The organism is Streptomyces sp. NPDC101152 (assembly GCF_044768275.1).
GTDB lineage: Bacteria > Actinomycetota > Actinomycetes > Streptomycetales > Streptomycetaceae > Streptomyces.
Map to the genome: position 1 here is coordinate 88519 of NZ_JBIWPO010000001.1, position 24772 is coordinate 113290.

Annotated in this window: 21 protein-coding genes and 2 pseudogenes; 17 read left to right on the top strand and 6 right to left on the bottom strand. The window is 69.6% G+C overall.

Annotated features, from left to right (window positions below; translation table 11 throughout):
• Positions 1-91 precede the first annotated feature (91 nt).
• From ACIRVK_RS00450 to ACIRVK_RS00515, 14 genes are all read left to right on the top strand, one after another.
• Positions 92-415, top strand: a complete 324-nt coding sequence (locus tag ACIRVK_RS00450) for a hypothetical protein (protein WP_404242398.1) — start codon at positions 92-94, stop codon at positions 413-415.
• Complete coding sequence (locus ACIRVK_RS00455; protein WP_404242400.1) at positions 412-1782, top strand: hypothetical protein; 1371 nt, start codon at positions 412-414, stop codon at positions 1780-1782. Before ACIRVK_RS00450 ends, ACIRVK_RS00455 begins: the two co-directional genes overlap by 4 nt.
• Positions 1779-2462, top strand: coding sequence for a hypothetical protein (locus ACIRVK_RS00460; protein WP_404242402.1), 684 nt, complete (start codon positions 1779-1781; stop codon positions 2460-2462). The genes ACIRVK_RS00455 and ACIRVK_RS00460 overlap by 4 nt, the downstream gene beginning before the upstream one ends.
• Positions 2463-2483: 21 nt before the next feature.
• Positions 2484-3056 carry a hypothetical protein gene (locus ACIRVK_RS00465; protein ID WP_404242404.1) on the top strand — a complete coding sequence of 191 codons (573 nt, stop codon included), beginning with the start codon at positions 2484-2486 and terminating at the stop codon, positions 3054-3056.
• Between the two features lie 15 nt (positions 3057-3071).
• Positions 3072-3659, top strand: a complete 588-nt coding sequence (locus ACIRVK_RS00470) for a dihydrofolate reductase family protein (RefSeq protein ID WP_404242406.1) — start codon at positions 3072-3074, stop codon at positions 3657-3659.
• A gap of 40 nt (positions 3660-3699) precedes the next feature.
• Positions 3700-4575 (top strand): LLM class flavin-dependent oxidoreductase, encoded by an 876-nt coding sequence (locus tag ACIRVK_RS00475; protein WP_404242408.1) that lies wholly within the window; start codon positions 3700-3702, stop codon positions 4573-4575.
• A 92-nt stretch (positions 4576-4667) separates the two neighbouring features.
• Entirely contained in the window at positions 4668-5483 is an 816-nt protein-coding gene (locus ACIRVK_RS00480) for a methyltransferase domain-containing protein (protein WP_404242410.1), read from the top strand.
• A 904-nt stretch (positions 5484-6387) separates the two neighbouring features.
• Positions 6388-7161: an isoprenyl transferase gene (locus tag ACIRVK_RS00485; RefSeq protein WP_404242412.1), complete on the top strand. Its 774-nt coding sequence runs from the start codon at positions 6388-6390 to the stop codon at positions 7159-7161.
• Between the two features lie 316 nt (positions 7162-7477).
• A complete protein-coding gene (locus ACIRVK_RS00490) occupies positions 7478-8803 on the top strand; it encodes a PhoH family protein (RefSeq protein ID WP_404242414.1) in 1326 nt (441 codons plus the stop codon).
• 401 nt (positions 8804-9204) lie between these two features.
• Positions 9205-9888, top strand: coding sequence for a transglycosylase SLT domain-containing protein (locus ACIRVK_RS00495; protein ID WP_404242416.1), 684 nt, complete (start codon positions 9205-9207; stop codon positions 9886-9888).
• Positions 9889-10038: 150 nt separating this feature from the next.
• Positions 10039-11451, top strand: coding sequence for an AI-2E family transporter (locus ACIRVK_RS00500; RefSeq protein WP_404242418.1), 1413 nt, complete (start codon positions 10039-10041; stop codon positions 11449-11451).
• Positions 11452-11638: 187 nt separating this feature from the next.
• Entirely contained in the window at positions 11639-12466 is an 828-nt protein-coding gene (locus ACIRVK_RS00505) for a MarR family transcriptional regulator (RefSeq protein ID WP_404242420.1), read from the top strand.
• Positions 12467-12499: 33 nt separating this feature from the next.
• Entirely contained in the window at positions 12500-12886 is a 387-nt protein-coding gene (locus tag ACIRVK_RS00510) for a roadblock/LC7 domain-containing protein (RefSeq protein WP_404242422.1), read from the top strand.
• A 4-nt stretch (positions 12887-12890) separates the two neighbouring features.
• Positions 12891-13319 carry a hypothetical protein gene (locus ACIRVK_RS00515; protein ID WP_404242423.1) on the top strand — a complete coding sequence of 143 codons (429 nt, stop codon included), beginning with the start codon at positions 12891-12893 and terminating at the stop codon, positions 13317-13319.
• A 50-nt stretch (positions 13320-13369) separates the two neighbouring features.
• Here ACIRVK_RS00515 and ACIRVK_RS00520 read toward each other — a convergent pair whose 3' ends face one another.
• The 5 genes and pseudogenes from ACIRVK_RS00520 to ACIRVK_RS00540 form a co-directional block, all read right to left on the bottom strand.
• On the bottom strand, positions 13370-15706 hold the full coding sequence (locus ACIRVK_RS00520; RefSeq protein WP_404242425.1) for an ABC transporter permease: 2337 nt from the start codon (positions 15704-15706) through the stop codon (positions 13370-13372).
• Positions 15703-16389, bottom strand: a complete 687-nt coding sequence (locus ACIRVK_RS00525; protein WP_404242427.1) for an ABC transporter ATP-binding protein — start codon at positions 16387-16389, stop codon at positions 15703-15705. The genes ACIRVK_RS00520 and ACIRVK_RS00525 overlap by 4 nt, the downstream gene beginning before the upstream one ends.
• On the bottom strand, positions 16386-16910 hold the full coding sequence (locus ACIRVK_RS00530; RefSeq protein WP_404242429.1) for a PadR family transcriptional regulator: 525 nt from the start codon (positions 16908-16910) through the stop codon (positions 16386-16388). Before ACIRVK_RS00530 ends, ACIRVK_RS00525 begins: the two co-directional genes overlap by 4 nt.
• A gap of 105 nt (positions 16911-17015) precedes the next feature.
• The gene (locus ACIRVK_RS00535; protein ID WP_404242431.1) at positions 17016-17261 is read right to left on the bottom strand and encodes a hypothetical protein; all 246 of its coding nucleotides are present in this window, start codon (positions 17259-17261) and stop codon (positions 17016-17018) included.
• Positions 17258-18261, bottom strand: a pseudogene (locus tag ACIRVK_RS00540) (SPFH domain-containing protein). Before ACIRVK_RS00540 ends, ACIRVK_RS00535 begins: the two are co-directional and overlap by 4 nt.
• A gap of 290 nt (positions 18262-18551) precedes the next feature.
• On the opposite strand from ACIRVK_RS00540, the gene ACIRVK_RS00545 reads away from it, so the two are divergent.
• The 3 genes and pseudogenes from ACIRVK_RS00545 to ACIRVK_RS00555 all read left to right on the top strand — a co-directional run.
• Positions 18552-20957 carry a transglycosylase domain-containing protein gene (locus ACIRVK_RS00545; RefSeq protein WP_404242433.1) on the top strand — a complete coding sequence of 802 codons (2406 nt, stop codon included), beginning with the start codon at positions 18552-18554 and terminating at the stop codon, positions 20955-20957.
• Positions 20958-21243: 286 nt separating this feature from the next.
• On the top strand, positions 21244-21690 hold the full coding sequence (locus ACIRVK_RS00550) for a DUF2690 domain-containing protein (RefSeq protein WP_404242435.1): 447 nt from the start codon (positions 21244-21246) through the stop codon (positions 21688-21690).
• Between the two features lie 43 nt (positions 21691-21733).
• Positions 21734-22428, top strand: a pseudogene (locus ACIRVK_RS00555) (hypothetical protein); the annotation flags it as partial.
• Positions 22429-22505: 77 nt separating this feature from the next.
• On the opposite strand, the gene ACIRVK_RS00560 reads toward ACIRVK_RS00555, so the two are convergent.
• Entirely contained in the window at positions 22506-24608 is a 2103-nt protein-coding gene (locus tag ACIRVK_RS00560) for a SpoIIE family protein phosphatase (RefSeq protein ID WP_404242437.1), read from the bottom strand.
• Between the last annotated feature and the right edge of the window lie 164 nt (positions 24609-24772).

A 24772-nucleotide genomic window follows, 5' to 3' on the forward strand; every position in this document is an offset into this window, starting at 1 on the left:
GAAGAGGGGGAGTGCTTCCCTATCCGCCACGAAAACTGGACGACGTCGTTCCTTCCATCGGTGCTGATCGACCGGGGAGAGGGGCGGCAGAATGGCGGAACGACTCGTGGTGGACGGGGACGAGCTTGCTCACTTCATGAAGCTTCTGAAGAAATCCGGCGACTCACTGAGGGGACTGCGTCGGGCTCTGAACGACGCGACCGTCACAGGGCTGGGCACGGATGACCTGGACTCCGCGTGCGAGGAGTTTCAGCGGGACTGGAGGTTCGGGACCCAGCAGATCGGCGAGCAGACCGACGGTCTGGCAGAAGTCATCGGGAAGAGCAGGGACAGCTATCGCGAGGTGGACAGAGCACTCGACGAAGCGCTGAAGGGGGGCAAGTCCGGCAAGGGCGGGGCGGGGAACTCAAAGTGACTCTCAGCAAGCCGCGAGGGCCCAAGTCCGGGTCGGGCCCTACTGATCCGGGCTATCCGAATCTTGGTTTCAACCCGGTGCCGGGCAGCGGGGACACGGTGCGCGAACTGCACAAGAAGCTGGGCAACTGCGCCAAAGTCCTGGAGGAGACCCATGGGTTGGTGACCAAGCTGGTGGAGGGCAGCTACTGGAAGGGCGACGCTGCCGTCGCATTCCGGGAACAGCTGGCGGACGGTCCATTGCCGCTGAACCTCAAGAACGCCGCGCACTCCATCCGCAAGGCGGCCCGCCAACTGCAACGTTGGGAGGGTGAACTCGACGACTTTCAGCGGCATGCCAGGCGACTGGAGGACGATGCAAAGGACGCGCGAGCAGCCCTGGATGCGGCGAAGAGCCACGCGAACAAGGTGGGGAAAGATCCTGAGCTGCACAAGAAGGGCGCCCAGGACGTTGAGGCGCAGAAGTCGCTGACCCATGCGCATACAGCCGTAGAGGATGCAGAGGCCGAGCTCCGCAAGATCATCGCCAGGGCGAAGAAGCTGGCCGAGGAGCACGAGGAGAAGGCGCGCCACCGAGCCGACAGGATCCGTGACGCCACACGGAAGCTGGCACCTCACGAGCCAGGAGCGTTCGACAAGGTCCTGGACTGGCTGAGTGACAACCTGCCCGACATTCTCAGCGCCTGCGCGGCCGTACTGGGCGCACTGGCACTACTGGGACTCACGGTTGTGGCGCCTTGGGTACTGCTGCTTGCGGCCGGCCTGCTGAGTGGGATGGCCTTCGGCTTGCGCGTCACCGATCCCGAAGTTCTCGGGTCGCTGAGGGGCGGTTTCGTGGACGGAGAGCTGAACGTCGAGTTTTGGAGTAACGCGCTGGGGGTCGCGGGGGACTTCCTGGGGATGCTGCCCGGATTGGGAGCGGTCATCAAGGGCGGCTATCTGGGTGTAAGGGCCTTGGGAGAGTCCGGCGAACTGCTTTCGCTGGCCGGAGATGCCGAGGAGGGCTTGACGCTGGGCCAGAAGCTCGCAAGGACGGGCACCAACGCAGTGACGTCGCTCAAGACCATCGGTAGTTCTGTCACGTCGGAGGCCGCCACTCTGGAAGGGGCGGTGAGTATTCTGGCGCACCCCCGGGTGCTGGGCGGACGGCTCGCGCCGATCGTCGAGAAGGTTGACGCGCCGGCTACGTACCTCGGGACTGGGACAGCTGTCTACGGGGTCGTGAGCAGTGGTGTGGACAGCCTTGACACCGATGCGGCCAAGACCACGACCAACCTCCTCGACGGACCCAGAACCCTCGGTGTCGACTTTCCGGCGACCTTGGGGGCCATCCACTTCCTGTTGCGCGGAGCCGGGGAGACAGCATGACCAGTGTCTCGTACATGATCGACGAGTCTGCTTGCAGCCAGGATGCCGATATCTGGTTCGCGTTGCCCGCGGGTTTCGTCCCGCTTCCGTTGCACGAGCTCAACGAGGCAGCCCGCACTGCGCAGACGGCATGGCAAGGCGACTTGCTGCGGCCCCTGCTGGAAACGATGCTCGAAGGATCTGCCCGGCAGCGGCTGCTGACCGATCTGGGGCCGGTCCTCCGCATGGCCCAGCTCCTTCTCGCGGCCGGAGCCGTGAAGTGCTGCCTCGGGCTGCATCGGGACGACGAAGGTGACGGTCGTTTGCTCCTTTCCCTCTTCACTCTTGCTTCGCGTGCGACCGACTGGGCGCCCCGCAGCGTCCTCGCGGCCCGCGCCGCCATGAGTGCACAGGGCGCCGATCAGATCCTGACCCTGGATCTGCCGTGCGGGCCGGCTTCGCTCGTGCAGGTCTCCCTGAACGGAGCACCGGAAAAGGGGATCGCCGAAGGACACCGATTGCTCCAGATCACGGCGTACGTTCCGTGCCCAGATGGCCGACGGATCGCGTTGCTCACGCTGGCTACGACGGCTGTGGACCAAGCGGAGTACTACCGGGCCTTGCTGAGCGACATCGCGGGAACGGTCAGTTTTGACAACCCGCTTCCGAACGTAATCGATGACGTACCCGACGAGGACTGAATGCCTCCTACGCGCGCCCCTTTGGCCTGGGACGATCCGGCGACCCGTCGCGCATGGGCCAAACTCGTGACCTGCGCGGCACTCGGTCAACTCTTCTGGCCCCTGGCATGGGGAGCCCTGCTGGCCTGGTACGTCAGCATGTCCGAGACCTGGACGTTGTGGCTCTTGTTCGTCCCGATGGCCTACACCTTCTACCGGACCTTTCTCCAGGTGGCGTACTGGAGAGGAGCCTTTCGTGCACGGACTCTTCTTCGGCGATATCCATGGCAGACGTACAACGCTCCGGAGAGCGGTGTCGGCAACATCCCGGGTGTTCGGAGCGGCTACGCCTGGCTGAGATTTCCCCTGCCGGATGCACCGGACCAGCAGGTGACGATGACCCTGCATTCTCATGTGCGATCCGTATGGTGGGGAGGCCGCCTCGGGAAACGGGCCAAGCCCGAACGCAAGGCACAGGTCCAGGAGATCTGGTTCGCCGGTGACCCCCGCATGGCTGCGGTGATCGCAGTACCGGGCCCGCGTCGCCTGTACGTGCTCCATCAACGCCCGACTTTCAGCCCCGACATGCCCGGCCGTGTGGTGAAGGATTCCTGACCGATTGGATCGTCCATGGGAAAGATCGTTCAGATCATGTCCGTCTCCCTCGACGGCTACATCGAAGGCCCCGGCCACGACATCACCTGGCACCGTGTCGACGACGAACTGCACCAGCACATGAACGACACGGTCAGGCAGCTCGGTGGGCTGCTCAGTGGGCGGCGTACGCATGAGCTGATGGAGGCGTACTGGCCCACCGCCGACTCGCAGCCGGGCGTCAGCAGGGTGGAGGCCGAGTTCGCCGGGATCTGGCGGGAGATGCCCAAGGTGATGTACTCGCGGACGGTCGAGAAGGCCGGGTGGAACACCACGGTTGCGAGGGAAGTCGTCCCCGGCGAGGTCGAGGCGCTCAAGGCGCAGGCCGGCGGGGATCTCGGGCTGGGCGGGGCCGAGCTCGGCGGGGAGTTCCTTCGGCTCGGGCTGGTGGATCAGCTCCGGGTGTATGTCCACCCCGTGTTGCTGGGGCGCGGCACTCGGCTGTTCCCGGGGGACCACGGGCTGCCGTACGCCGACTCCCTCCGGTTGCTGGAGAGCCGGGTGTTCGGGAACGGCGTCGTGCTTCTTCTCTACGAGTGGGAGCGTGGCACCGGTGCGGAGTAATTCTGTTGTCCGGCGCCGGGCGGCCGGGTAGGAAGGGCCCATGACCGCACTCGGAGCCGTTTTCCGTCCTCAACTGCCGCCCGAGCGCCTGCGGGACGTCGTACGTCGTGCCGACGAGAGCGGGCTGGAGCAGCTGTGGCTGTGGGAGGACTGTTTCCGGGAGGGCGGGATCTCCACCGCGGCCGCCGCACTCGCCTGGTCCGAACGGGTGAGGATCGGCGTCGGGCTGCTGCCGGTCCCGCTGCGCAACGTCGCCCTCACCGCCATGGAGGCCGCCGCGCTGCACCGGATGTTCCCGGGGCGCCCGATCCTCGCGGTCGGGCACGGCGTGCAGGACTGGATGGGGCAGGTCGGGGTGCGGGCCGAGTCGCCCCTCACGCTGCTCCGGGAGCATCTCCTCGCGCTGCGTGCCCTGTTGCGCGGGGAGCGGCTGACGACCAGCGGGCGGTACGTCCGTCTCGACGAGGTCGCTCTCGACTGGCCGCCCGCCGAACCCGTTCCCGTCCTCGCCGGCGCCACCGGGCCCCGCACGCTGCGGCTGACCGGTGAGGCCGCCGACGGTACCGTCCTCACCGCCTCCACCACCGCGGAGGGCGTACGGCAGGCCCGGCAACTCATCGGCGCCGGGCGGGAGTCGGGCGGCCGTACCGACGCGCCGCACGAAGTCGTCGTCTACCTGCTCGCCGCCACCGGCGCGGGTGCCGAGACCCGGCTGCGTGCCGAACTCGTCGCCGAGGGGCTCGCGAACGTCCCCGACCTCGGTGTCGCCGGAGACGCCGGCGCCGTCGCGAAGGCCGTCCAGCGGCTCGCGGAGGCCGGCGCCGACACGGTGATCCTCCAGCCGACCGGCGACGAACCCGACCCGGAGGGGTTCGTACGGTTCGCGGCGGAGGAGGTCAGGCCGCTCGTTCCATGAACGGCCCCGACGGCCCCGACAGCCCCAACGGCCCCATCGGCACCCCGCGAAAATCAGCGGCGCCACCCCCACCGCCCTGCCACGATCGACCCATGCCTGATCAACACCGGACTCCGGAACCCCCGCCCCACGAACCCCGCACCTTCGTATCCCTGATCGCCGAAGGCGTCGCCGTGCCCACGGAAGGGTGGGACTTCTCCTGGTTCGAGGGGCGGGCCACCGAGGAACGGCCGTCCTGGGGGTACGCCGTCTCCCTCGCCGACCGGCTGGCGCACGCCACCGCCGTGCTGGACGTCCAGACCGGGGGAGGGGAGGTCTTCGACTTCGCCCTCGGACGGGCGCCGAAGACCCCGGTGCTCACCGCCGCCACCGAGGGCTGGCCGCCCAACGTCGGCAAAGCCACCGAGCTGCTCCGCCCTCGAGGCACCGTGGTGGTCGGTGTCCCCGAGGACGCACCGCTGCCGTTCGCGGACGGTGCCTTCGACCTCGTCAGCAGCCGGCATCCGGTGACCCCGCACTGGACGGAGATCGCCCGCGTCCTGCAGCCCGGCGGCACGTACTTCGCCCAGCACGTCGGCCCGCGCAGCGTCTTCGAGCTCGTCGAGCACTTCCTCGGTCCGCAGCCGGAGGCCCACCTCAGCAGCCGTCACCCCGAGCGCGAACGCGCCGGCGCGGAGGCGGCCGGTCTGGAGATCGTCGACCTGCGTGCCGAGCGGCTGCGGGTCGAGTTCCACGACATCGCGGCCGTCGTCCACTTCCTGCGCAAGGTGATCTGGATGGTCCCGGACTTCACCGTCGAGGCCTACGAGCCCCGACTCCGGGCTCTGCACGAGCGGATCGAGTCCGAGGGCCCGTTCGTGTCCCACAGCACGCGCCACCTCTTCGAGGCCCGCAAGCCGGTCCGGTAAGACGGCAGAGTAAGACGGCGGCACCGCCCGGTTCCGCGGGATTGGCCAGGAAATGCTGGTCCAGCCGCCGTGCGCCAGACCGGTGACCGATGGTGGCCAGGGTCATGTGGTGACTGTGCGGCGGTAGTGGGAGGGAAGCCGTCCTGGAGCCGACGGGTCGGTTTCCACATTGTTATTCCCGCGAGTCGCATCCAGCCCCATCGGTCACGTAGGTTCAGACCAAGGTAATTCGCGCAAGCAAATATGTGCGGTCGGCACCGCGCGGTGGAGGGGGCTGCGCGGGTGCCGTTTCTCCCCGGGCGCCTGCCGTCGTGGGCGTCAAGCGGGCGTTCGCACCCGCCGTCACCCACCCGGAGGACCTCGGTCGCGACACGCCGAACGCGTACCAAGACGCGCCGAACCGCGTCTTCCCTGAGAAACCGCTGTGATCCGGCCAGGAGCCCCCTCCGCAGAGGGCTCTCCGTGACCACCCATGCGTCGCCGTTCGATTCCGGAGAGTAGTTGTGGCACGCCGATGCGCGCAGCATCACTTACGAAGGGTTATGGTGGAAACCCCCCCTCGGGCCGGTCCGTCTCCCCCCCACGGACCGGCCCGTTTTTTGTCCCGTCGGACCGGCCCGTTTCTTGGGTGCGGGGTCGTGACGTCAGCGGTCGCGCCGCGCGGTGCGACCAGGCACGACCAGGCACGGGGGCTCCCCGCACTCGTCCACAAGCCGACCCACGAGCCGGCCGACAAGCCGACCCACGAGCCGGCCGACAAGGCGGCCCACAAGCCGACCACCCCCCCACATTTGGCGCCCCCGACGGCCCCGACGCCCCCCGAACGTCAAATAGGCGCCCGCTACAACCAACGGTAGGCTGCGGCCCGCGGGGACCGTACCGGTACGGAGGGGCTGACGATCTAGTGAACCTGCGCGACAAGCTGCGCGGCCTGTTGGTCAGGCTGTACGCGCGCCGGGTGGAAGGCCACCTGGACCACGCTCAGGTGCCCAAGCACATCGGCGTCATCATGGACGGGAACCGGCGCTGGGCGAAGGCGGCCGGCTCCACGACCGTGCACGGCCACCGGGCCGGCGCGGAGAAGATCGAGGAGTTCCTCGGCTGGTGCACGGAGACGGACGTCGAGGTCGTCACCCTGTGGCTGCTGTCGACGGACAACTTCGACCGCCCGCAGGAGGAGCTCGTCCCGCTGCTCGGGATCATCGAGGGCGTCGTGCACGCCCTCGCCGAGGACGGTCGCTGGCGGGTGCACCACGTCGGCACGCTCGACCTGCTGCCGCAGCGGATGCAGACCACGCTCAAGGAGGCCGAGGAGGCCACCGCCCACATCGACGGGATACTGGTCAACGTCGCCATCGGCTACGGCGGCCGGCAGGAGATCGCCGACGCGGTGCGCGCGATGCTGCTCGACGCCCACGACAAGGGCACCCCGATGGAGGACCTCGCCGAGGCCGTCGACGTCGACATGATCGGCCGCCACCTCTACACCGGCGCCCAGCCCGACCCCGACCTGGTCATCCGCACCAGCGGCGAGCAGCGGCTGTCCGGCTTCATGCTGTGGCAGACGGCGCACTCCGAGTACTACTTCTGCGAGGTCTTCTGGCCCGCCTTCCGCAAGGTCGACTTCCTGCGCGCCCTGCGTGACTACGCCGCGCGACACCGCCGTTACGGCGGATGACGTCGGAAATCCCGCTACTACCCCCTTTCCGACAGAAGTAACAGGGAGTTCACCAGGACGCCGCCCGACGCGTCGGCATGGCAGCGCATGTTCGAGGGCATAAGCCAGTCAGGTCGATGCCCGAACCACGGGTGTCGGATCTCAGCGGGCGGCACGGGGCCGTCCGCCCGGGAGGCCCCTTGCACCAGCCCGACCGTGCGGTTCCGGCACGGAAGACAAGGCGGAGGGCCGGTCCCCGGCCCGTGCAAACGGGCCGTCGACCGGCCCAGCTCCACTCCGTCGCTCCCCGACCTCATCCGAGGGGGTACGTCCTTCCGTGGTGACCAGCACAAAGCGCCACAAGCCAGACCGGCGCACCTATGTTCTCGACACCAGTGTTCTGCTGTCGGACCCCAACGCACTGAACCGCTTCGACGAGCACGAGGTCGTGCTCCCCATCGTCGTGGTCACGGAGCTGGAGGCCAAGCGGCACCATCCCGAACTCGGGTACTTCGCCCGGCAGGCCCTGCGCCTGCTCGACGACTTCCGGGTCCGGCACGGCCGTCTCGACGCCCCCATCCCGATCGGGGACCTCGGCGGCACCGTGCGTGTCGAGCTCAACCACTCGGACCCCAGCGTGCTGCCGACCGGCTACCGCCTGGGGGACAACGACTCCCGCATCCTCGCGGTCGCCCGCAACCTGCAGGCCGAGGGGTACGACGTCACCGTCGTGTCGAAGGACCTCCCGCTCAGGATCAAGGCCTCGTCCGTCGGGCTCCTCGCCGAGGAGTACCGCGCCGAACTCGCCATCACGGGCTCCTCCGGCTGGACCGGGATGTCCGAACTGACCCTGCCGGCCGAGCAGGTGGACATCCTCTTCGAGGAAGGGCACGTCTACGTCCCCGAGGCGTCCGACCTGCCCGTGCACACCGGCCTGACCATCCACTCCGAGCGTGGCAAGGCGCTCGGACGGGTCACGGCGGACGGCAACGTCCGGCTGGTGCGCGGCGACCGGGAGGCCTTCGGGATCAAGGGCCGCAGCGCCGAGCAGCGGATCGCGCTCGACCTGCTGCTCGACCCGGACGTCGGGATCGTCTCGATGGGCGGCCGGGCCGGCACCGGCAAGTCGGCGCTCGCGCTGTGTGCGGGTCTGGAGGCCGTGCTGGAGCGACGCCAGCACAAGAAGGTGATGGTCTTCCGGCCGCTGTACGCGGTGGGCGGGCAGGAGCTCGGCTATCTGCCGGGATCCGAGTCCGAGAAGATGAGCCCCTGGGCGCAGGCGGTCTTCGACACGCTGTCCGCGGTCACCAGCCGAGAGGTCATCGAGGAGGTCACCGCGCGCGGGATGCTCGAGGTGCTGCCGCTCACCCACATCCGCGGCCGCTCGCTGCACGACGCGTTCGTGATCGTGGACGAGGCGCAGTCGCTGGAGCGGAACGTCCTGCTGACCGTGCTGTCCCGTGTCGGTGCCAACTCACGGGTCGTTCTCACCCATGACGTGGCCCAGCGGGACAACCTGCGCGTGGGGCGCTACGACGGTGTCGTCGCCGTCGTGGAGAAGCTGAAGGGGCATCCGCTCTTCGCGCACGTGACCCTGACGAGGTCCGAGAGGTCCCAGATCGCCGCACTGGTGACCGAAATGCTGGAAGACGGTCACATCTGACCGATTCGGCAGCGGTTGGCGCCGTCCCACAAAGGCTGTGAGCCTACTGGGACGGCGCTTTCGCGTGTGGCGGTTTCGCGAAATCCCCAGGGCCAAACCGGATGTGAGCTTTCACACGCAACTCGGAATTGCCACCCGGCGTCCGGTTACGGCAGAGTCTCTTTCCTGTCAGGCCCCGCATACGACACAGCTGTACCCCCAGCGGTACGGCGCCACATGAGCACCACCATCAACTCCATACCGGACGTCGTATGCCGCCCGCGCACCACGCGGCGCTCCCCGCACGGGAGTTGCCCACCGGGCCCGTGCCTCCCGTGACCGTGCAGTGGGGAGGCCAGCGTTCAGGGGCACGATTGCGTCCGCCAGGGTCACCGAAGCGGGCGATGCTGGAAGGAAACCGTGTGAGCCGGATTTCGGTCCGGGGATTCGCAGTGGCCTCGGCCACCGCGGTCACCGCCGTCGGAAGCGTCGTCGGAGTTGCCTCGGGCAGCGTCGCGCAGAACAACGACGCCGAGGCGACGGCAGCCGACACCACGCTGCTCGCTGACATACCGGCGGGGCAGCAGGCCCAGGTGCAGACCGCGTCCCTGACGCAGCAGGCCGACGCCCAGGCCATCCAGGCGGATGCCAGCGCCAAGAAGGACGCCGAGGAGGCCGCCCGCAAGGCCGCCGCCGAGACCGCCCTGGCCAAGAAGGCCGCCGCCGAGCAGGCGGCCAAGGACGCCAAGGCGCGCGCGGACGCCAAGTCGGCGGCGAGCCGGAGCAGCTCCGACTTCCCGGTCCAGAGCTCGTACAGCATCGCCGACATCCAGGCGATGGCACGGCAGATGGTGCCCAGCGGCCAGTTCCAGTGCTTCAGCTACATCGTGGACCACGAGTCCAGCTGGAACTACCACGCGGTGAACGCCAGTTCCGGCGCCTACGGTCTGTTCCAGGCCCTGCCCGCCTCGAAGTACTCCACGGCGGGCTCCGACTGGCAGACCAACCCGGCCACGCAGATCAAGTGGGGCCTCAACTACATGAACAGCCGCTACGGCAGCCCGTGCCAGGCCCAGTCCTTCTGGGCCGCCAACCACTGGTATTAAGCCGTCGGGGTCCCGCACCCCTCTCTCAACCTTCGACAGCCCCTCCCCGTCCTAGGGGGAGGGGCTGTCGCCCTGTACGGTCGGACGCGAACGGCTCCGGGGGGAGGAGTGGTGGCCAGCACCCGGGGACGCGGGGGAAGAGGACGGATCATGTCGCGAGTGCCAGGGTGGCTCGGTCGGCTCGGCGCGGGCCTCACCGAGGTGAGTGAGCGGCTGGACGAGCGCCGCGCCGAGGTGGAGCGGGAGGAGGCCGAGATCGGGCCGCCGCCGCGCAGGACCGTCAAGGCCGCGCGCAGCTCCGCCGGCGACCGGCCGGCCGCGCGGTCCGTCGGGCACGTCGACCACATCGACCACGTCGACCAGGTCATCGAGGTCCACCCCGCCCCGGTCCGCCCCGACCCCGCGCACGCCGTGCCATGGGGGGTTCGGGTCGCCGCCGAGGCCGGCTGGCGGCTGCTGGTGCTCGCGGGCACCGTCTGGGTGCTGATGCGGGTCATCAGCACCGTACAGCTCGTCGTCTTCGCCTTCGTCATCGCGCTGCTCATCACGGCGCTGCTGCAGCCGACGGTGGCCCGGCTCAAGAGCCACGGCGTCCCGCGCGGCCTGGCCACGGCCCTCACGGCGATCCTGGGCTTCGTCGTGCTGGGCCTGTTGGCGTGGTTCGTGACCTGGCAGGTCATGGAGAACATCGACAACCTCTCCAACCAGATCCAGCACGGCATCGACGACCTGCGCAACTGGCTCCTGAAGAGCCCCTTCCACGTCACCGACAAGCAGATCAACCAGATCGCCAAGAACCTGCGGGACGCGGTCGGCGCCAACACCGACCAGATCACGTCCTTCGGCCTGGAGGGCGTCCAGGTCTTCGTCGAGGTGCTGACCGGCATCCTGCTGACCTTCTTCTCGACCCTCTTCCTGCTCTACGACGGCCGGCGCATCTGGGAGTGGACGCTCAAGCTGATCCCCGCGGCGGCCCGCCCGGCCGTCGCCGGCGCCGGCCCGCGTGCCTGGCGCACCCTGACCGCCTACGTCCGCGGCACGGTCCTGGTGGCCCTCATAGACGCCGTCTTCATCGGCATCGGCATCTACTTCCTCGACGTGCCCATGGCCGTCCCGCTGGCCGTGTTCATCTTCCTGTTCTCCTTCATCCCGCTGGTCGGCGCGGTGGCCTCCGGCGCGCTCGCGGTGGTCGTCGCGCTGGTCACCCAGGGCGTGTTCACCGCGGTGATGACGCTGGTCGTGGTCCTGGCGGTCCAGCAGATCGAGGGCCACATCCTGCAGCCCTTCATCCTCGGCCGCGCGGTCAGCGTGCACCCCCTCGCCGTGGTCCTCACGGTCGCCACGGGCGGCATGGTGGCCGGCATCGGCGGCGCGGTGGTGGCCGTACCGCTGGTGGCGGTGACGAACACGGTGGTCGGCTACCTGCGGGCGTACGACCTGGAACGGCGGGCGGCCGGCGGTGGCCGCGCGGGGGAGCCACCGGAGCGGGCGGGGACCGATGAAGAGCCGCTCGAGCCCGTCGGGGCCGAGGGGGGCCCGGCCCCCAGTGAGGCCGGCGCCTGAAAAGAGTTCGGAGATCGGTCAAATGAGCGCCGAACAAAGGCATTTGGACGGCCCGGCGGCTCAACTTCCGTCAGCTGGGGACAGCTCGGAAGTTTCCCGCCGGAATATGCGCCCGGCTTGATACACCTTCCCTCCTCAGCGCTACGCGTCAGGCGTATGTGCGATCTGCGGCAGGGCGGGGGGCGTGATGTCGGGCTACGAGCTGCTGGCGCGCTCCCTGGCCGCCTGCGGCCGTGAGGGGCTGACGGGGGAGCTGCGGGTGTCCGGGGCGCCCGGGGGCGTGTTCCACCTCCGGGACGGCCTCGTGGTCGCCGCGGAGTCGCCCGGGGCGCCCGGTGCCGAGGCGCTGCTGCTGCGTTCGGGGCGGGTGAGCGGCGAGCAGTGGGCCGCGCTGGTACGGGAGGCCGGAGGGGCGCGCTGGCCGGGTGCCGGGCTGATCGCGCACGGCTTCGCCGGAGCCGCCCAGTTGCGGGTGGTGTGCACGATGGCGCTCAGGGACGCGGCGTTCGCGGTCGTCGCGGGCCAGGTGGACGGCTGTGAGTGCGCCGCACCCCGATGCGAACCGCCCGCCCTCCTCGCCGTGGGCGAGCCGCCCTCCCGGCTGCTGCAGGACGCGGCCCGCAAGCTCGCCGCCCTCGCCGCGCTGCCCCGCCCCGTCCACCCCGACCGGGAACGGCCCGTACCCGTACGGCGGTTCGACGAATCCACGCTGAGCGAGCTGCGGCGCGACCTGCTCACCCACGCCGACGGCCGGCGTACCGCCCGCGACCTCGCCTTCCGCACCGGGCGCGGTGTCTACACCGTCACCGTCGAGGTGGCCCGCATGCTCGCCGAGGGCCTGCTGGAATGCGCCCCGCCGCCCACACCGGTCCCCGTCCGTACGCCACCGGAGGGCCTGAGGCAGCGCACACCCCCGCCCCCCGCACCGCCCGAGCCCGAGCCGCCCCCGCCCGTCGAGCTGCCACGCCGCCGTCCGGGCGGGTTCTTCCGCCTAAGGAACGGAACCACCAGATGACCGAATGCCACATGTTTCAAGGGAGTTGAGCCTATGGATCACGAAGCCCTGGCGCACGAGATGCGCGGACTGCGAGAACAGGTGACCGGCATCACCGACACCGCGGTCGCGGCCTCGGACGGGCTGCTCATCGCCGCCGACACCGCCGACTCGATCGACCCGGAGGGCCTCGCGGCGCTCGCCGCGGCCGGGCTCGGCCTCGCCCGGCGCACCGCCCAGGCGACCGCCCGCGGCACCCTGCGCCGCACGGTGACGTACGGCAGCCACGGCTGTGCCGCCTTCTACGCCGTCGGCGACACGGCCCTGATGGTCGTCCTCGGTGACGAGGGCCTGGACGTGGACCGGCTGCACCGGGTCACCCAGGCGGCCCTCGACCGGATCGGCTCGATCCTCATGGACAAGACGGCAGAAGGAGTCTGAAGGGATGGCGACGAAGCGTATGACCCCCGGTTTCTCCGACCAGGTGATGGGCCTGGTCAAGTCCTTGCGTACGGACGCGCCCGACTGTCTGGCCTCGGGCGTCGTCGACATGTCCACCGGCATGCTGCTGTCGTACGAGACCGTCGACAATCACCCGCCGGAGGTCCTGGACCTGCTGGCCGGCGCCACCCTGGACCTGTTCCAGGGGCGCACGGTGGTGATGATCGAGGACGTCTTCAAGGAGCGGCGCGGCGTCCAGAGCGACAACCACTTCTTCCAGGAGATCCTCGTCAACAGCGAGAACCTCACCCACCTGTTCGTGCGGATGAACGAGCAGCAGGACGTCGTCGCCGTCGTCGTCTGCCGCAAGTCGGTCAATGTGGGGATGCTGTTCGCCCAGGTACGGCGGGTCGTGCAGAGCTACGGCCTGTGAACGCATCCGGGCCCCTCCCCGTCGCAGGGGGAGGGGCCCGGATGCGGCGCCTACTCGGTGCGCAGGCCCTCCGGGCGCATCAGCCGCAGCAGCGGCGGCAGGCTGAGCGCGGTCACGGCGAGCACGACCGCCGCGCCGAGGCCCGTCATCGTCAGCACGCTCGCCCAGTCCACGGTCACCGAGTCACCGGTCATCTTCAGCAGCACCGCGCCCAGCGTCAGCCCGACCACGGACGCCAGCAGCAGCCCGAGCGCGATCGGGATCGCCGTCTGCCACAGCACCGACAGGCTCAGCGTGCGGCGCCGGGTGCCGAAGGCGACCAGCGACGACAGCAGCTTCCTGCGCTCCCGCAACTGCTCCAGCTGGGAGACCAGCAGGCTCGCGCCGATCAGCACCAGCACGCAGGTCGCGCCGACGAACAGGCCGGTGCGGATGGACCGGAACTGCAGGGACTGCTCGGTGGACGTCAGCGTGAACTCGGTCGCCAGCGGATCGAGCCGCGCGCTGGTGTTGCGCGCGTACTCGCGGGCGTCCGGTACCGACGGATCCAGTGAGACGTACACCTTGTTGGTCAGGCCGGCCGCCGCCGCGGGCAGCGCCGTCGAGGTGATGAGCAGGCCGCCGCGCGCGTAACCGCTGGGGTCCTCGCGGGGGGTCGCCGTCCTGATGTCCGCGGGCACCTTCCAGGCGGCGGCCGGACGGCTCGTGACCCCGCTCCAGCCCGGGTTGAACCACAGCGTCCCGCCGGGCCTGAACAGCTCCTTCTCCTTGGCGTCGGAGTCGCCGCCCACGATCTGGAAGATGTCGCCGTCCCGGCACGAGGGCAGCGTCGCCACCTCGCGCAGTTCCGCGCAGGAGCCGGCGGCCACCTCCAGCTCGTTCTGCGGGTCCTTCGGCGCGTTCCCCAGCGAGCCCTCCGCGAGGACCGAGGCACGGCTCACGCCCTCGGTCCGCACGAACTGCCGGCGTGCCTCGGCGAGTGAGACGCCGCCTCCCTGCAGGGAGACCTCCATCTGCGCCCGGTTCACGTCGTTGCGTGTCTGCTTGGTGTAGTCGTGCTCGACGCCGGAGAACAGCATCTGCAGCGCGATCGCCCCGGCCACCGCGACCGCGATGCCGTTGACCATGCGGGCCGCCGAACCGCTGCTCAACTGCAGCCTGCGGACCGCCAGTTGCCAGGAGACCGCGCCGGGATCCAGCCGGGCCACCACGGCCTCGACGACCCACGGCAGCAGAGCGGTGACGCCGACCAGCAGCAGCACGGTGCCGCTGATCACCATCCACTGGTTGAAGTTCCCGTTGCGGTTGCCCTGTCCGACCATCGGGTACAGCAGGCCGAGGCCGGCCAGCGGGAGCAGCAGCCGCCACCACAGCCGGCGGCGCGGCGGCCTGGCCGTACGGACCACGCCCAGCGGTTCGATGACGACCCCGCGCAACGCGAACAGGGTCACCAGCACGGCCGCGGCCGGGACCGCGACGGCGACGAGCACGACGAGCAGGGGCGAGGAGTCGAGGTCGCTCGGGAAGACACTGATGTCCCGCACCACCAGCAGGGCCGCGAGCTGCCGCGCCACCAGGAAGAAGACGGTGCCGAGGACCAGCCCGAGCAGCGCCCCGGCCAGGGCCTCGCCGCCCGCGATCCGGCGCGCCATCCGCCCGTCCGCGCCGACCAGGCGCAGCGCGGCCAGCCGGCGGTCCCGGCGCTCGCCGCCGAAGCGCACGGCCGCGGCGATGAACACGCCGACCGGCAGCAGCAGCACCACGAAGATGATCATGACGAGCAGGAGCAGGACGGGGTCCAGCGGCTGGTCCTGGTGCCCGGGGGAGGGCCCGAAGTAGTCGAGCCGCTCGATGTAGCCGCCTCTCAGATGGTTCTCCAGTCCCGTGGCGCCCGCGTAGAAGGCGAGCTCGGCGGGCCCGATCAGTCCGGCCTCCTGGATGGTTCCGGTGATCCGGTACGGGATGCGCTCGCGCAGCAGCCTGCCGGAGCCGGAGTCCAGCAGCTCCTTCAGCGCGGGCGAGACCACCATCTCGCCCTTCGCCGGGAACCTGCTCACACCCGGCGGCAGCGGCGAGCGGGCACCCTCGGGCTCCAGCAGCCGGCCGCGCACGTCCCTGCCGCGGAACGTCGTGCCGGCCTGGCCGACGATCAGCGTGTCGTCCGCCTTCTTCAGCGCCTTGCCGGTGAAGGTGAAGTCGTCCCGGGCACTGCCGCGGTGGTCACGCGCGGACAGTGCGTTCGGGATCGCCGTCGTGATCAGCAGCAGGGCCACGCCGAGCCCCACACCGACGGCGGTCAGCAGGGCCCGTACCCAGCCCTCGCGGCCGCCCACGAAGGCGAACCGCACCCCCATGGCCAGATCCCCGGCCCACCCCCGCAGTGTCATACGACCCGCTCCATGTCCCGGGACCTGCCGTCCCGTACGACGATCTCGCGGTCGGAGTAGGCGGCCACCCGGGCCTCGTGCGTGACGAGGACGACCGCCGCGTTGGTCGACCGGGCCGCCTCCGTCAGCAGCTCCATCACGCGCTCGCCGTTGAGCGAGTCGAGCGCGCCGGTCGGCTCGTCGGCGAAGAGCACCCGTGGGTTGGTCACCAGCGCCCGGGCGACGGCGACGCGTTGCCCCTGGCCGCCGGAGACCTCGCCGGGGCGCTTCTTGCGCAGGTCGTCGACCTCGAGCCGCTCCATCCAGCCCAGCGCGGCCTTCTCGGCCTCCTTGCGCGAGGTGCCGTTCAGCCTGAGCGGCAGGGCGACGTTCTCGACGCAGGTCAGCTCCGGCACCAACTGCCCGAACTGGAAGACGAACCCGAACTCCGAGCGGCGCAACGCGCTGCGCTCGGCGTCGCCCATGGTCGCCATCTCGCGACCGTTGTAGACGATCGATCCGGAGTCGGGCGGCACGATCCCGGCGAGGCAGTGCAGCAGCGTCGACTTGCCGGACCCGGAGGGGCCCATCACGGCGACGACCTCGCCGGGGTGGATGGAGAACTCGGCGCCGTCGAGGGCGACCGTGGGGCCGTAAGCCTTGTGCAGGTCGTCGGCGACCAGCAGGGAGCCGGCGGGAGTCACCTGGCCACCACCTCGGCGAGCTTGTCGAGACGCGCCGCGGTGAGCTCCAGCCACCGCAGGTCGGCCTCGAGATGGAACAGGGCGTGGTCGCAGATCAGCTGGTCGGCGAGGTCGCCCTTCCTCTTTCGGTCCGTCAGGATGCGCATCATGCGCAGGTGCTCGGCACGCTGGGTGTCGAGGATGTCGGCCGCGTTGCGGTGCGTGAGCAGCGCGAGGACGACCTTGGTGTAGAGCGTCGACTGGAGGTACGGCTCCGGCGCCTCGGGCGTCGCGAGCCACCGCTCGACGTCGGTGACCCCGGCGTCGGTGATGGCGTACCGCTTGCGCTCGGGACCGCCGCCCGCCTCGATGCCGTCGACCTCGACGAGGCCGTTCTTCAGCAGCCGGGACATCGTCGAGTAGACCTGGCCGTAGTGCAGCGGCCGGTCGTGACCGAACTTCTCGTCGAAGGCCCGCTTCAGGTCGTAACCGTGGCGCGGACCGGACTCCAGGAGCCCCAGAAGGGTGTGACCGATGGACATGCCGAGGACTGTACATGGTGTGTATACGCGCCATGTATACGCACGGTGTGTAGATCATGGCGGGGTGTGGGAGGGCCCAGGTGAGGGCCGATTGTCACAACTCCGTCACGGAGAGGGCGGGGGCTCGGGTGGGCGGCCCCTTCTGGGCAGGGGGCCCGCCTCCCCGGGCAGCCGGCCCGCCTCCTTCAGCGCCCTGCGCAGCAGGAACTCGATCTGGGCGTTGGCGGAACGCAGCTCGTCGCCGGCCCAGCGCGCGATCGCCTCGTGCACGGCCGGGTCCAGCCGCAGCAGCACCTGCTTGCGCTGCTGCGGCCGGCGTGCGGGCGTGGCGCCCTCGGAGGGTTCCGTCACTGGTAGAGGGTCCCGGTGTTCAGTACGGGCTGCGGTGCGCGGTCCCCGCACAGCACCACCATCAGGTTGGACACCATCGCCGCCTTGCGCTCCTCGTCCAGCTCCACGATGTCGCTCCCCCACTGCCTGAAGGGCGTGGGAGGTGCCCCCACGGAGATCCGGACGAGCGCCGCCTCGACCATCCCGACCGCCCTGTCCACGATCTGCCGCCGGGCCGCCACGACGGCCCCCGCCTGCTGGCGCTGGAGCATCGCCGAGGCGATCTCGGGAGCGTACGCGAGATGCGTGAACCGGGACTCGATGATCTGCACGCCGGCCGCCTCCACGCGCGCGTGCAGTTCAATGGCGAGCTTCTCGGTGATCTCCTCGGCGTTGCCGCGCAGCGACAGCCCGCCCTCGTCGTGCGCGTCATAGGGGTACTCGATGGCGATGTGCCGTACGGCCGCCTCGGTCTGCGTGGCGACGAACTCCAGGTAGTTGTCGACCTCGAACGTCGCCTGCGCCGTGTCGCGCACCCTCCAGACCACCACGGCGGCCAGTTCGATCGGATTGCCGTAAGCGTCGTTCACCTTCAGTACCGCGGTCTCGTGGTTGCGGACACGGGTGGAGATCCTCGTGCGTGAGGTTGGGGGCACCTCCCGCTCGAGCGAAGCCGAGAGTGGGGGAGGGTTCACCCGCGCAGCCCGTCCTGGCGGATCGTCCCCCGGTAGCGCCCGAAGAGCTGCACGACCCGCGCCTCGCCCGGCGCCACGGTGTTCAGGCCCCGCAGCGAGATGATCGCGGCGAGGAGCACGAGGATCCCCGCGGGTATCAGCGCGGCCTTCACGCCGGTGGCACTCGCCGCGGCCGCAGCGGCGAGCAGCGCGGCCCCGGCGCCCAGGCCGAGGAGCCCGAGCAGCAGCGCGAGTCCTCCGCCGATGCTGTGCGCGTCGAACTCGCGGACCCGGGGAGCGGGCATCTCCGGTACGTCGGCGGTCGGTGTGGAGTCCTGTTCGGACATGGGTGATCCCCCGTTCTCATACGGTCCTCAAGCGGTCCTTAAGGTCCCGTTGGTCAGATTCTTACCTATCTTGGTTCTAGCCAAGTGATATCACTTTACCCCCGCGAGGCAACCCTGAAGCGCTCTGACCCGTCGGTTCCGTTGGGGCGGGTGCTGATTCTCACGCCCGGGAAAGGCCGGATCGGCGGACCTTTGTCATATCTCCTGGTGTTAGCTTTCTGAGCTGACCTGAGCGGCGGAACCTGTGTGACGTGTGAGCACACATGAACGAAGCGGAGCGGATCGGACCCATGGGACGAGCGGAAGAGAGACGAGCGCGACAGCGCGGTGCCCGCCGCGCGGCGCCCCCGACGCGCTCGCCCCAGGCGACGGCGCCCCCGACGCGCTCCGCCCAGGCGACGGCGTCCGCGGGTCCGGCGGCGGCGGAGCCCACCGTCATGGGCGGCCGGGCCGCGGCCCGCAGGGCGGCCCAGGGACGCGGCAAGCCGAAGGGGAAGGGCAAGGACGGCCGCAGCTTCCTGCGCCGGATGTTCACCTGGAAGAAGGTCGTCGGCACGATCTTCACCCTGTGCCTGCTCGTCATGGGCGCCTTCGTGGCGCTGTACGTGATGACCCCGATCCCGGCGGCGAACGCGGACGCCACGCTGCAGAGCAACGTGTACAAGTACAGCGACGGATCCCTGCTGACCCGCGACGGTCAGCGCAACCGCGAGATCGTCGACCTCTCCAAGGTGCCCAAGGACGTCCAGCGGACCTTCGTCGCCGCTGAGAACAAGACCTTCTACCAGGACTCCGGCGTCGACCTCCGGGGTACCGCCCGAGGCATCTTCAACACGCTCATGGGCAAGGGCGCGCAGGGCGGTTCGACGATCACCCAGCAGTACGTGAAGAACTTCTACCTGACCCAGAACCAGACCGTCACGCGCAAGCTGAAGGAACTGGTCATCTCGCTGAAGCTGGACCGCCAGAAGTCCAAGGACTACATCCTCGCCGGCTACATCAACACCAGCTACTACGGCCGTGGCGCCTACGGCATCCAGGCCGCCGCGCAGGCCTACTACCGCGTGGACGCCCAGAACCTCTCGGTCGAGCAGGGCGCCTACCTCGCGGCCCTCCTGCAGGCGCCGAACCAGTACGACTGGGCCATCGCCACCGACACCGGCAAGCAACTGGCCAAGGCCCGCTGGAACTATGTGCTCGACAACATGGTCAAGCAGCACTGGCTGGACCCGACCAAGCGCGCGGCCATGAAGTTCCCGGTGCCCAAGGACCCCAAGGCCTCGCCGGGCATGGGCGGGCAGACCGGATACCTGGTGGACGCGGCCAACAACGAACTCGCCGCACAACTGGTCGCCGAGGGCAAGTCCGACAACGTCAACGACGCCCTGACGGCGATCAAGGCCGGCGGCTGGACCATCACGCTCAACATCGACAAGAAGAAGCAGTCCGCGCTGGTGAAGGCCGCCAAGAGCCAGCTGACCGGCAAGCTGAACCCGAAGAAGCGCAAGGTCGACGGGGACGTCCAGGCCGGTGCCGTGTCCGTGGACCCGAAGACGGGCGGGGTCGTCGCCCTGTACGGCGGCAAGGACTACTTCTCCCACTACTACAGCAACGCGACCCGCCGGGACTACCAGGTGGCGTCCACCTTCAAGCCGGTGATCCTCGCCGCGGCCCTGGCCAAGCAGGCGCAGACGCAGGACGGCCAGGAGATCACGGCCACGACGACCTACGACGGAACCAGCGGCCGTCAGGTCGTGGACCACGGCAGCAAGGTCGGCTTCGGGCCGCCCAACGAGGACAACACGGACTACGGCAAGATCACCGTCCAGAAGGCGATGGACTACTCCGTCAACGCCGTCTTCGCGCAGATGGGCGTCGACGTCGGCATGCAGAACGTGCTGGGCGTCGCCGGCCAGCTCGGCATGGACACCAAGGGCCTGCAGGCGGTGCCCGCCCAGACGCTCGGTTCCATGGGCGCGAGCCCGATGGAGATGGCCGGGATCTACGCCACCTTCGCCAACCACGGCAAGAAGGTCACCCCGACCGTCATCAAGTCCGCCGTCCAGAGCGGCGGCAGCCCCATCCAACTGCCGAACCCCATCGGCGGCCAGGTGATCACCCGCGAGGCAGCCGACACGGTGACCTCGGTCCTGACGGGCGTGGTCGACGACGGTACGGCCAAGGAGTCGGTGGCCAACAACCCCGCCCGCAACGGCCAGCAGGTGGCGGGCAAGACGGGTACGTCCGACAAGAACAAGTCGGCGTGGTTCACCGGGTACACACCGGATCTGGTGACCTCGGTCGGCGTGTTCGGCGAGGACGCGAAGGTCCACGCGCAGGTCCCGCTGTACGGAGCGGGTGGCGTGGCACGCGTCAACGGCGGTGGCTTCCCGGCGCAGGTGTGGGCGGCGTACATGTTCGGCGTGACGCAGAGCGACACCAAGTTCGACCTCCAGACGACCCAGGGCGCGGCGGTCGCGCCGTCGTTCACCCCGTCGAGCACTCCGAGCAGCACCCCGTCGAACACTCCGAGCGGCACCCCGTCGCACAAGCCCAGCAACAGCCCGTCGAACAAGCCCAGCAACAGTCCGTCGAACAAGCCCAGCAACAGTCCGTCGAACACCCCCAGCAACAGCCCGTCGAACAGTCAGTCGCCCCCCTTGAACAACCCACTGAAGCCGAACAACGGCCAGTAGCCAACAGAAAATCACGCGGACGCTCGGCTGAGGTTTCCCAGCCGAGCGTTTTGCATGGGCAACCGATGACGGCCGGTCCGGCGTTCGTCCCTGACGATCCGGCACGCCAATAGGTTGTGGGCGATTTCAAGCCGAGATTTTACCGATTTTGCAGGTGCCATAAAAATGCTTGACTCGGGTGACATGCATCGGCCAAGCTTTCTTCTCGGCAGTCGAGGGGGAAGCGACAGACATCATGGCGGCCCTGACTCGGTGTGTGAAATGTCAAACGTGGGGGATACCTGGCATGCGCAAAATGTCCAAGCTTGCGCTCATTTCCGTTGCTGCAACGGCTTTTTCGATGCTTCCGCTGGCTGGTACTTCGTACGCCGCGGGCTGTTCCGGCGCCGGCTGCGACAACAAGGGGCCGAAGGCGACCGCCTGTGATTCTTCCGCGACGACGGAACGGTCCATCAACAACAACGGTCGGGTGGCGGAACTCCGCTGGTCAACGGAGTGCGTCGCGGGATGGGTACGGATCAAGAACAACGCCAGCCCTTCGGTCTATGACTCGACCGCCACGATTGAGAAGTACAACGGTGACGGAAAGCTCTTGAAGGCCCTTTCCGTGCGGACTCCCGGAGAAGGCGGCACCGACTGGTCGAACATGCTCGGGGGAGGGACGTACTACTACCGTGTCTGCGTCCGCTTCGACAGCGACCTGTATCCGCTTCTGTGCAGCTCGAAGTTCTAGCCTCGCACTTGCGCAAGGCACCGTATTTCTTAGGGGCATCGGTATGACCGTCGCCGAGGGCGGACGCACCGGCTGGAACACCATGTACGCCCTCACGCGCGCGCTGCAATATGAATTGGGCATCAGCGCCCTGTCCAGTACTTTCGGGCCGACCACGCTTAACGCACTCAAGTCGAAGTACCCCAAACTCAACGCTTCCACGGTTCCGTCCGCCGACTTCTGTCGCATCATCCAGTCCGCCCTGTACCGCAAGGGCTATGACGGCGGCGGCATCGACGGGGTGTACAGCGACCGCGTCGCCTTATCCATATCGACACTCAAGGCCGATATGGGTGTTGGTGGCACCTTCCGGGCAGCAGCCTCGAGCCCAAGGTGTTCAAGGGCCTGCTCAACATGGACGCCTACGCCACCGTCAACAGCGGCTCCGACAGGGTCCGTGAGATCCAGCAGTGGATGAACGGCCGCTACGTCAACCGGCAGGACTTCTACATCGTCCCCTGCGACGGCCACCACTCCCGCGATGTCGCCAAGTCCCTGCTCTTCGCCATTCAGTACGAGCTCGGCATGGCCGACGGCACCGCCAACGGCGTCTTCGGCCCCGGCGCCCAGTCCGGCCTGCGTAACCACACGGTCGCCGCGGGCACCACCGGCACGTGGGCCCTGCTCTTCACCGCCGCCATGATCCTCAACAAGCGCGCCGTGCCCTTCGGGAACTTCACCGGGGACGTGTTGACCGCCCTGGTCTGAGGCGCCGTGAGGCAACGGCCCAGCGCCCGCCCGGGCACTGGGCCGTTCTGTTGTTGCGCCCCTCCGCGTCAGATCTGGTTCGCGTTCTTGGCCAGTTCGAACCAGACGACCTTCCCGGTGCTGAGCCGGGTGGCCCCCCAACGGCGCGCCAGCCGGTTGACCAGGTACAGACCCCGGCCGCCCTCGTCCGTCGCCCGGGCCTGCCGCAGGCGGGGCAGCTGGGGCACGTCGTCGCCCACTTCGCAGCGCAGGACGTCGGTGCGCAGCAGACGCAGGGTCACCGGGCGGGAGGTGTAGCGGACCGCGTTGGTCACGACCTCGCTGACCAGCAGTTCGACGGAGTCGCTGAGTTCCTCCATGCCCCATCGGGACAGGGCACGCCGGGCCAGTCGCCGGGCACGGCCGGGTGCCGCGTCCTCCGGCTCCAGGAACCAGTACGCCACGTCACTCGGCGCGATCCCGTCGAAGCGGGCGGCGAGCAGCGCGATGTCGTCGTCCCGGTCGCCCGGACCGAGCATGTCGAGCACCTCGTCGCACAGCGCCTCCAGCGGCGGCGGATGATCCGGCCCCGTCAGCGCGGCGGTCGCGGCGAGCTTCTCGCGCAGCTGCTCTATGCCGGTCCACACGTCCCGCAGCCGGGACTCCACCAGCCCGTCGGTGTACAGCAGCAGCGTCGCCCCGGCCGGCGCGTCCAGCTCCACGGCCTCGAAGTCGACACCGCCCACGCCGATCGGCGCCCCGGGCGGCACCCGCAGCACCTCGGCCCGCCCGCCCAGGTGCAGCAGCACCGGCGGCGGATGGCCCGCGTTGGCGATGGTGATGCGGTGCGAGACCGGGTCGTAGACCGCGTACAGGCAGGTCGCCATGCGGTCGGTGCCGAGGCGCTGGGCCTGCTCGTCGAGGTGGTGCAGGACCTCCTGCGGAGGCAGGTCCAGGCCGGCGAGGGTCTGCGCCGTCGTCCGCAACTGGCCCATGATGGCCGCCGACGTCATGGAGTGGCCCATCACGTCGCCCACGACCAGCGCGACCCGGCTGCCCGGCAGGGGGATCGCGTCGTACCAGTCGCCGCCCACCCGCGCCGTCTCCGCGGCCGGCAGATAGCGCGACGCCAGCCGCACACCCGTCGGCTGCGGGAGCGTCTCCGGCAGCATGGTGCGCTGCAACTCGTCCGCGATGTACGCCTCGCGCCCGTACAACACCGCCTTGTCGATGCCCAGCGCGCTGTGCGTGGCGAGCTGCGCGGCGACCAGGAGGTCGTCCGGCTCGAAGGGGATGCGCTCCGGGCGGCGCAGGAACAGCGCCGCGCCGATCACCCGGCGCCGGCCCCGCAGCGGGGCGAGGATCGCGCGCTGCCCGCCGGGCACGGCCGATTCCCCGTGCTCCCCGAGGAGTTCGGGCAGGGCGGCATGGGCGGCGGGCGCGTCGGTGAAGACCGGGCGCACTCCGCGCAGCACCTCGGCGAGCGCGCTGCCGGGCCGCACCTCGCACAGTTCGGCGCCGAGCGTGTCGAGTTCCGACAGCTCGGGCGGCTCCGGCTGCAGGGCCGGCGAGAAGCCGCCCTCGGTGTCGCGTTCGGCCGGAATGCGGTCGGTGCGCCGCAGGCGCAGCAGCAGCGGACCCGTGGGGCGCTCGTCGCCGACCGGCAGCGGGTCGCGCAGGTACACCAGGATCGCGTCGGAGAACGTCGGCACGGTCGCCCGGCACAGTCCCATCACGATCTCGTCGAGGTCGATGCCGCGGGCGATCCGCCGGGTCGCGGCGCCCACGAACCGGAGCCGGTCGCCGTCCCGCCGCATGGGCGTGGGCTGCCCGGGCGCCAGCCCCTGCCCGGTACGGCGCTCGTGCCCGTCCTGGGGCCTGTCCGGCTCGGCGCCCGGCTGGAGCGGGATGGCCTCCGGCACGGGCCGCGGACGGTGGGTGTCGGGTTCTACGGCGGCCGGCTGGGAGTGCTCGGGGCCGCTGGTGTCGGGGGGCGAGGCCGGTTCCTTTCCCTTGCCGCACGGCGTGGCCGTACCCGGCGTCGACGGTGTCTCTCCGGTGCGTGCCTGTGCGGGTAAGGCGGCCGAGGGCGCGGGAGCCGCCGGCGCCGGGGTGTGCAGGAGCGCCCCGCGGGCGTCCGCGGGGTCGGCGCCCGGCTGCGGGCGCTGGTAGGAGATCGGATGCTCCGTCACGCGTGTCGAATCCGTCCGTCCGGGGCTGCGTGCGACACACGCAGATGGTCCCGCCGAAATCCCGATACCCGGAATATGTGCACCCGGAACGGAATTCCCGCGTGGTCAGGGGATGTTCCTGTGCCACCGGCGAACCGCCGGTTCGCACCGGTGTCGCCCTCGTA